Origin of the sequence: Streptomyces niphimycinicus (genome assembly GCF_018883605.1) — a bacterium.
Taxonomy (GTDB): Bacteria; Actinomycetota; Actinomycetes; order Streptomycetales; family Streptomycetaceae; genus Streptomyces; species Streptomyces niphimycinicus.
On record NZ_JAHLEM010000149.1, the window covers coordinates 1 to 8,407 of the forward strand.

General features: G+C 68.4%; 9 protein-coding genes and 2 pseudogenes. 6 read left to right on the forward strand and 5 right to left on the reverse strand.

The window, feature by feature from the left end; all coding sequences use genetic code 11:
- The 3 genes and pseudogenes from KN815_RS15050 to KN815_RS50340 all read right to left on the reverse strand — a co-directional run.
- Window positions 1–252 (reverse strand): annotated as a pseudogene (locus tag KN815_RS15050) (hypothetical protein); the annotation flags it as partial.
- 402 nt (window positions 253–654) lie between these two features.
- A complete protein-coding gene (locus KN815_RS15055) occupies window positions 655–918 on the reverse strand; it encodes a hypothetical protein (RefSeq protein ID WP_216342445.1) in 264 nt (87 codons plus the stop codon).
- Window positions 875–1,495: pseudogene (locus KN815_RS50340) on the reverse strand (hypothetical protein); the annotation flags it as partial. The pseudogene KN815_RS50340 and the gene KN815_RS15055, both read right to left, overlap by 44 nt.
- A 209-nt stretch (window positions 1,496–1,704) precedes the next feature.
- On the opposite strand from KN815_RS50340, the gene KN815_RS15065 reads away from it, so the two are divergent.
- A complete protein-coding gene (locus tag KN815_RS15065; RefSeq protein WP_216342446.1) occupies window positions 1,705–1,905 on the forward strand; it encodes a hypothetical protein in 201 nt (66 codons plus the stop codon).
- A gap of 15 nt (window positions 1,906–1,920) precedes the next feature.
- On the opposite strand, the gene KN815_RS15070 is transcribed toward KN815_RS15065, so the two are convergent.
- The gene (locus tag KN815_RS15070; protein WP_253208988.1) at window positions 1,921–2,673 is read right to left on the reverse strand and encodes a DUF4118 domain-containing protein; all 753 of its coding nucleotides are present in this window, start codon (window positions 2,671–2,673) and stop codon (window positions 1,921–1,923) included.
- A gap of 506 nt (window positions 2,674–3,179) precedes the next feature.
- Between KN815_RS15070 and KN815_RS15075 the strand changes: the two genes are divergently transcribed.
- From KN815_RS15075 to KN815_RS15085, 3 genes are all read left to right on the forward strand, one after another.
- Window positions 3,180–3,671 carry a helix-turn-helix domain-containing protein gene (locus KN815_RS15075; RefSeq protein ID WP_216342448.1) on the forward strand — a complete coding sequence of 164 codons (492 nt, stop codon included), beginning with the start codon at window positions 3,180–3,182 and terminating at the stop codon, window positions 3,669–3,671.
- Window positions 3,672–3,832: 161 nt separating this feature from the next.
- Window positions 3,833–4,276: a DUF6082 family protein gene (locus tag KN815_RS15080; RefSeq protein ID WP_216342449.1), complete on the forward strand. Its 444-nt coding sequence runs from the start codon at window positions 3,833–3,835 to the stop codon at window positions 4,274–4,276.
- Window positions 4,277–4,493: 217 nt separating this feature from the next.
- Window positions 4,494–5,396 carry an endonuclease/exonuclease/phosphatase family protein gene (locus KN815_RS15085; RefSeq protein ID WP_216342450.1) on the forward strand — a complete coding sequence of 301 codons (903 nt, stop codon included), beginning with the start codon at window positions 4,494–4,496 and terminating at the stop codon, window positions 5,394–5,396.
- Window positions 5,397–5,488: 92 nt separating this feature from the next.
- Here the strand turns inward: KN815_RS15085 and KN815_RS15090 are convergent, their stop codons facing one another.
- Window positions 5,489–6,928 (reverse strand): NsdA family TPR-like regulatory protein, encoded by a 1,440-nt coding sequence (locus KN815_RS15090; protein WP_507229901.1) that lies wholly within the window; start codon window positions 6,926–6,928, stop codon window positions 5,489–5,491.
- A 318-nt stretch (window positions 6,929–7,246) separates the two neighbouring features.
- Between KN815_RS15090 and KN815_RS15095 the strand changes: the two genes are divergently transcribed.
- Window positions 7,247–7,660: a 6-pyruvoyl trahydropterin synthase family protein gene (locus KN815_RS15095; protein WP_253208989.1), complete on the forward strand. Its 414-nt coding sequence runs from the start codon at window positions 7,247–7,249 to the stop codon at window positions 7,658–7,660.
- 250 nt (window positions 7,661–7,910) lie between these two features.
- Window positions 7,911–8,407: TRM11 family SAM-dependent methyltransferase (locus KN815_RS15100; protein ID WP_372458362.1), on the forward strand; the 497-nt coding region annotated here is incomplete at its 3' end.

The following is an 8,407-nucleotide window of genomic DNA, read 5'->3' on the forward strand; positions in this document are numbered from 1 at the left end:
GGCCTCGTCGCCCGTCTCACCGCGGTGCGGGGTCAGCAGCACCGCACGCCCTGCCACCTGCGCTTCCACCGGGGTCGTCAACCCAGCGGCCTCCGTATCGGCCCGGTCCCCTTCGGCCAGGCGGCGCAGGACCCGCTCGGCGATCCCCAGTTCCTCCCGCTCGGCCTCGACCTCCTGAAGCCGCTTGGCCAACTCCTCGGCGAGCGCGTCCAGCTCGCTACGGCGGGACGTGATCCGCTCCAGATCGGACATCCCCGCACCCTCCCCACGATCTCCCGCGTACCGACACGGTGACGGATCGTAGGCGGCCCGCTGACGCAGGCACAGCAGAACCAGAGAACCCTCCCGGCTGACCGGTCAGACGATCTTCACCATGGACACCCGCCGCCGACCAGCCCGAGCACTCCCGACCCCGCGCACACCAGCCCACCCGACCTGCAGTTTTCACGATGCACACTGCTTATTGAGCTGCGAGAACCCGGAGGTGCCGTCCACCGTCACGATCCCCATCGCGACATTCGTCTCCCCCGCCATCACCGGCGAACGCGTCCCGTACTGCAACGACTGCCCCGGCGGGGTGCCACCGCACTCCCTCGCGATCCACCTACCGGACCACGACTGGGTGGACCGCACGAACCGCGAATACGGCGAAGATCATCCGTACGTCGTGGCCAAGGTGCACGCGAAGTTCCCCAAGGGCGGCGGCAGCCTCGCGATATCGGTGACCTGGGTCGAGGACGCCCAGAACAACGACGACCCGACCGGGCCCGGCTGTGCGACCTCGGCCTGGGAAGGGAGACCGCCAAGCACACCGTCCGCGAAGGCGCCTGGGTCCGCCTCGGCGTCGATGTCGCGGCCGATGGCGGCGACGAATTCACCATCTACAGGGCCGTCGGCGACGCGATCGAGATGCGGCACGCGAGTTCCGGCACTGCCAACGACAACCAGGTGAAGGTCGCGGAGAAGATCCTGGAGGAGATCCGCGCTGCGCAGCGCCTCGCCGACGCCCTGAACTCCCCCCACCCGGTCCGCGTGAAGATCGACCGAACGGCATCGGCCACGGCGCCACCAGCATGCTGGAGGTCTGGGCTGAGAACGGCACCCACCAGGGGCCCTCAAGGAGCTGGCCCGCGAAGTCCTCGGCAACGACGCCCCGTAGCGGCAGCCGCACGGGGCAGGCCCTGCGGGCGGTCACGGCGCGGCGGAGTCCGTAGGCGGCGTCCCCGAAGGCCAGCACCGCGGCCCCCGAGACCACCGAGGACAGAGGCAGGGCGAAGGCCAGCACCTGGCATCCGGCCAGCCCGACGACCGGGAGCAGCCGGTTCGGCCGTCCCTCGTCCTCGGTGAGCGTCCAGGCGGAGGCGTTGGCGACGGCGTAGTACGCCAGGACGCCGAAGGAGGAGAACCCGATCGCCCCGCGCACGTCCGCTGTCGCGGCGAGCACCGCGACCACGGCGCACACCAGCAGCTCGGCGCGGTGCGGCACCTTGAACCGGGTCTCGTTGTCGACCCCGGCATCGCATAACAGGCTGCTGATCTCCTCAGCCACGGCGGGCGACTGGTAGACACTGTCGCGGCAGCCGACCGCGACCGGTCCGTCGCCGAGACGAACCGCGCCGACACCGCCGAGTACCGAATCGAACAGGCCCTGGCCCTGCTCGACGAACTCGGTTTCCACCAGGGACACGCTCTGCGCGCGGTGGGGTGGACCGTGGCCAGGGGGTGCGGCAGGTGCCGGTCCCGGGCCATCGCCAGGGTGGTGCGGGAGACCCCGAGAATCAGCGCGAGCAGCGAGCCGAGCGCGGCCACGGCGGCGCCCACCGTGCCCGGCCCGCCGAGGTGGCTGAGGGCACGATCAACGAGGCGTTGTTGCTGGTCAAGGGTGATCCAGTACGGGACCCGTGACAAGGAGGTCAGGGGCTATTGCTCCTGTGGGCTGGGCCCCGCCGTGTCCAGGGCGGCAGCGGCCTGGTCGGCGAGGGTGGCGGCGACCAGGCGGGCTTGGAGATCGGGGCGGGCACCTGGAGCGGGCGTGAGCATGAACCTGCCTTGGAAGCGGCCGCCTGCGCTGGCCCGTAGTTCGATTTCTTGCTGGGGCCAGCCCTGCTGGTCGATGTCCCAGCGTTTGCGGCCGACGGTGACGCTGCCGTCTTGTTCAAGGCGGGCTGGGTGGCCGAGGAGGGAGCCGTACTCGAACCGGCACTCCCGCAGTTGCAGCAGCTCGGTGAGTTGCCGCTTGACGTGGTCGACCACCCCGTCGGCGGATCTGGTGGTCTGGGCGAGCTGGGCGGTGTCGTGGACGCGGGCCAGGTAGTCGGCGTCCGTGACCACGAGTACCTCCAGCCGTCGGGCGCGGGCGGCCATCTGCGATACGGCCAGGCCCACTGCCAGCAGCAGGACCGCCGTGGTGATGTCTGCACCGCGGTTGATGGTGAAGCTCTGGTAGGGGCGGGTGAGAAAGAAGTCGAACCACGCGGCCGAGGACAGGGCTGCCAGGCCGCCGGCGAGGCGGTTGCCGGCAGCGGCGATCGCGACGATGGCCACGACCATGATCAGGGCCAGGTTCGTGCTCGACACACCGCCCCGGAACGGCACCAGGATGAGCGCCAAAAGCAGCGGACCGGCCACGGCTGCTGCCAGCGCGATGCGGTCACGAAGCGGAAACCCGGTCACTGGCGTACCTCCCATGCCTTGCTTACCACGCTGTGTCTCTTATGCCCGTGCGGCGTGCGGGTTGGCAGCCCACAGCACCTCATGGGGCTGAGCTGTCTCCGCGATGACTCGCACCGCCGCCGGCAAGGTGCTCACCGGCGGCGCCACACGAGTGCGCTTAACGCCCTTCTGACGCCCTGAGCAGGGATATCAGTGGACCGGCGTCCTAGAGTCGGGAGGCCGACTGGGTTGGCGGGACTGGAGGGGTCTGGTGTCTGCACGCGCTGAGAACGCCGACGGCTCGGGTGGCCATCTGCCAGGTTCCGGTACCGAGCGCGGGAGCGGGACCGGCTGACGGTGCCGCAGGGACTGGCGGCACTGTCGCTGGATGCTCTGGCGTCCGTGGCGTATGGGCCGGAGGCGATCGTGGTCGTGCCGGCGGCGGCCGGGAGCCGAGGTGGCCAGGTTTAGTAGATCGGGTCTACACGCTGAGGGAAATCGACCCGCCCGAGCCCACAACCGAAGGCGTGACCAGTGACCTCACGCGACACCCTGTTCTCCGGGGCTTGGCAGACGGCCGCGATCTGCCGTGGATTGCCGCAAACAGCGGACTTACCGTGGACCCCGTGCGCGAGGAAGCGCGAATCCTCATCAGTCTGACGGACGCGAAGAACACCGAGAACCTCATCCACCGTGGCTGGGAACTCGGCCTGCTCGGGAACGGTCCGAACACATCGGCCACGCGAAGTTTCACCAGGTACGACAGAATCAACACCTCCACCGCTTGGGGATTCCCGCACATGACTGCCGAAACATTGGAAGACCTGCCCAAGATACCGCCGAAAAAGCGACTCACCGGCAAGGACCGCGAAAAGTTCCGAAAAGACGTTAGCACCGTATATAAAAGGTCCCACAAGGTGAGCGTGCGGGACATTAGCGGGGCCACAGGGAGGTCGTTCGGCTTCATTCGAACGCTCCTCTTGGAGGCGGGGGTTGAAATGCACTCACGCGGTAATTAGCGGGGCCTTCCGGTCCCGTCAGGCAAGGAAGTGGAGGTGTGAAATCTCCGTACATCAAGGGCGCGCGAACTCGGCCCGAGTCCAGGGACCCGCTGGAGAACCGGCCGACACGGTCTCGGATCCCGAGTTTCACAACGAGTCACTACGAAAGGCAAACTGAGATGAAGACCTTATACGTCGTTCTCGCCGCCACCGCAGTCGGAGCCGCGAGGCTGGTGCAGTCCGAGAGGCAGAACCGGCAGCGACTCGCCCTGCACGCCGAGGAACTGCACCAGATGTGGCTCTCCGAGATAGCCTCCGATCCCGAGCTGCGGGCGATGTGGACAGCACCCGGCGAGCCGCCCACCGAGGAGTACGCGAGGCTTCTGCACTGCAACCGGCTGATCAGCTTCTTGTCGGTCAAGTACCGGGTGGGCCTGCTCGACACCGCCTCCTTGAGGGTCCAGGCGCGGTGGGTGATGGAACGCGAGGTCGGCCGGGCGTACTGGACGACGTTCGGCGCCTTCCGGGAGGAGGAGGCCATGGATCGGATCGATCGCACGTTCAACGCGATCATGGCCGACGAGCACGCCGCCCTCGTGGACGCGGACGCAGTCGCCACCTGACGGGATTCCCCGCGCTGCCGCGCTGAGAGCAGTGCGAAGCGCTCCCAAGGACTGGGGCTTCCTCCCGGTCGTGAGGACCACCCCCGTGCAGTGGAAGGTCCCGGCCGCGCCTCTCGGAGGAGGCGGCGCATGAGCGCCCCGGCCGCGGCTCGTGGGGAAGCCGCGGCCGGCCCTCCATCCCCGTACCCGGTTCCACCAACCACCCGAGAGGGACTCCATGGACGCCAGCAGCACCATCGATGTAGCTGTCTGGAACATCGAGGCAGACGGCGGCCGCCAGGGTGAACGCCGTGACCTCGCCCTGGACATCCTGGCCGAGCATGAGCCGGACGTCTGGCTCCAGCAGGAGGCGAAGCACAGCCGGAAAGGCGGCCAACGACTCAAAAACAGCGCGGCGAAACGGCTCGGGCTCCGCGGCTTTCTGGCAGAGCCCAACCCATACGTTGATGCCGACATCGCCACGGCCGTGTATCTGCGCCCCGAACTCTTCCACGTCCGCGAGGAGCCACCGCGGGCAAAGCCATGGTGGCTGCACCCCTGCCACGTACAGGCGCAACTGGGCGACTGCCCCGTGCCGCTGAACACCGTCTCCGCGCACCTGTGCTTCTTCGACGCCAACCAGCGGCTCACCGAAGCCGGGTGGCTGACCACCCTCGCCGAACCCGGCATGGTCACCCTCATCGGCATGGACAGCAACAGCTACCCGAGGGCCCCTGAACCGACCGTTCTGCCGAACTGGGACACGGTCACCGACCGCGCGCACATGGTCCACCGCACCTACGTGGACGCCGACGGCCACCGCCGCAGCGACACCCGACCTGACGCCGCCCTCATAGACGCCGGATACGTCGACCTTGCCCGGCACGCGGCCGACCATCTCGGCGTGGACAGCAAGATGGCGCTTGCCCCTACGGCGGGGTTTTACAAGCCGCACCAGGGCGGCCCGCAGTGCATTGACCGCGGCTACGCGGCTGGCGGTGCGGCTGATGCTCTCGACCACATCGAGGTCATCGACACCGAAGACACTCGCGCCGCCTCCGACCACGCCATGGTCCTGTACCGCTTCAACCGCGCTCGCCTGGAACGCGTACTCACCCAAGCCGCACCATGCACACGGTGATCAGACGGCTCGTCGGCATCACCAAGGCGGGCCGGCGCCCCATCCGGCAGCCGTTACGACCGCGATACGCCGCTCTGGTTGCGAGAGCAGCTTCACGCGGGCGCAGCGGTGCCGTGGGCGTCGATGATCGGAGGGAGGGCGCGCACACGGTCATGCAGTTCGTCGACACCCGTTGCGCGCGTCGGGCTGAGGACGGCGTCGAGCTGCGTGAGGCGGCTCCTGGAAGTGGAGCGAAGCCGTGCTGCGGGTACGCGGGCCAGGACGTCCAGCGCCCGTTGCGTGGCGTCGGCCGGTTGGGAGGGGGCTTCGGCTTGCGCCACGAGCAGGGCGGCGGCGGCCCAGCCGGGGGTGCCCGCGATGCAGGCATTCGTGGAGGTCTCGGCGATGGCGACCGCCTTTTCGGTCCGTCCCAGGGCACGATCGGCGTCGGCTTCGTGCAGTTGGTGCTCTGCGATGTCGTAGCCGAACCTTCCTGGCGCCCAGCCCGCCGGGTCGGCCTCCAGTTCACGCATGGCTGCCGCCAGCGCAGCGTCCGCTTCTCGTTGACGGTTCAAAGCGGCAAGGGACGGGAGCTGTGCCCAGGCATGGAGCTGGGCGCGCGGGAGCCCGGCAGGGGCGCAGGCCAAGCCGCGGTCGGCATGGGCCAGAGCCTGGATGTGCCGGCCTGCCGCACGGGCAACCATCGCTTGCGCGCCCCAGGCCCAGCCCGTGAGTCGCGAGTCTCCGCTGCGGTCGCCGTAGGTCGTGGCCGTAGCCAGATGAACTCGTGCTCCGGCGTGGTCGCCGAGGTGGTGGGCGAGGTTGCCCAGGAGGGCGGACAGCCAGCCGACGCACCGCCGCAGCTCATTCTCGATTCGATCCGGCGTCGGCGTGGTGCTGGTGAGGGCTTGCAGCAGCAGGCCCCGGGCGGCGTGCACTTCGGTGAAGAGCAGGTGGGGCGGGTGCTTGCTGTAGCCGAGGGCGTAGTGCTCGATCGCCGCCTCGGACAGTTCGACGACTGCGGTACTGCCTGCCGGGTCGGCGAGCAGCGCGAGGTGCAGAGATTCCCGGACGGCCGGCAGACCGGCGGAGGTCGTCATGGTCACCATGCTTTCCCGTGCGGGAAGGACGCACGCTTGGGGCCCGGGAGCACTGTATCGAGCGCCGTGAGCCCACTGGGGTTGTTCGTAGTCGGGGGCACGGTCGAGTCCGAGCTGCTCCGGTCGGGCCTGATAGACCGTGCACAGGACCTCGACGTACTCCAGGCTGGGCCGCTCATAGGATCGGTGTTCCCACCGGCAGAGCATCGACTCCGACATGCCCGGTGGCATCAGGCCGCGGGCCCGGTACAGGGCACCGACCCGCTCGATGGTGCGGGACCGAGGCCAGCCGAGGGCAAGGCGCCACGCCTCCAGCGAGTGGACTTCGGGCAACTCGGCGCAGATCACGTCAGCCGTACGCTCGACCCCGCTGCCACTGTGCAGACACCGTTCCCTGATCTCGGCGGCGGCCTTCTTGATAGCGGCGCGACGCGATCGACTGACCGTAGTCATTTACGCACCCTCCGCGATGGAGCTGGCTGCGCGTCACGGTATCCGAGCTTCCCCACTGGGGGGAGTGTGTCCTGTCGCGACGGGCCGGCATTGCGAGTTGCCCGCAATGCGCGCAAGCAGATCTGGCAATGACGTCCTGTCCATCCGCCAGGACGATGAGTGAATGCCGTGACCAGTCGGTACGGCGTTCCCGATCTCGAGATCCGCGTACCCCGCCACAGCGGCACTCGACTCGACGGCGCCTCCGAGGCCGCCATCCGTGCTCGACCGGCATTGCCTCCGGTTCCCTGTATCGCCGATCCCCAAAGGGGGAGTTCCGTGAACAGCCCCAGCGATTCGTCGTTCCCCGTCGGCACGTTGACCATCGGCAAGACCTTCGATTTCGAGGCCGGGCATCGGCTTCCCAGCCTCCCGCCCGAGCACAAGTGCTCGCACCAGCACGGACACAGCTACCGGGTCGAGGTCATTCTCACCGCCCCTGCGCTAAAGGCGCCGGGATTCGTCACCGACTTCGGGGCGCTCGTCCCGTTCAAGAAGTTCCTGGACACCGAGCTGGACCACCAGAACCTCCATGAAGTGCTGCCCTTCGAGCCGACCTCTGAGCACCTGGCCCATTTCCTGGCCGGTTGGATCATCCAGAACCTTGAGCCGGATATCCCCGGCTGGCTGGTCGCGGTCCGTGTCTGTGAGACGGAGCGCAGTTGGGCCCGCTTCGACGTGGAGCAGCGGTGATGGCGAAGGGCACGGCTCCAGCGTTCACCGAGAGCGCTGACGAGCTCTGGCTGATCACCGCGGAGTGCTTCGGCGTCGAACAGCCGACGTTCCAGGGAGAGGGTCCTAGCTGCGGATGTCCCGCCCTGTTTATCCGTCTGTCCCGGTGCAACTTGACGTGCCGCCGGTGCGACACGAAGTACACCTGGGACTGGTCCCGATTCGATCCCCGCGAGGAGTCGACGAAGCAACCCGTGGCCGATCTCCTCGAATGGGCATCGGCACCACCCTGGTCGAAGCCCTCCACCTCGGGCGCAACGCCCTCGGAGTCGAGTACGAATCCCGCTGGGCCAGGCTCGCTCGCGCCAACGTCGCCCGCACCGCGCGGCACGTCGGACAGACCAGCGGCCACGTGGTGCGCGGTGACGCCCGTCAGCTCACCCAGCTCATCGAAACCGACCACCACGGCACGGTCGCGCTGGTCGTCACCTCACCCCCGTACGGACCCTCCGTCCACGGCCAGGTCCGCTCCAGCCGCGAAACCGGACAACACGGCGTGGTCAAAAAGGACTACCGCTACAGCCACGACCCACACAACCTCGCCCACGTCTCCACCGACCAGCTCCTGGATGCCTTCACCCAGATCCTCACCCAATGCCGCACCATGCTGCGCCCGGGTGGCACGGCCGTCGTCACGACCCGGCCCTGGCGAGCACGCGGCGAACTCATCGATCTTCCCTCCGCCGTCCTCGCCGCCGGAGGCGCCGC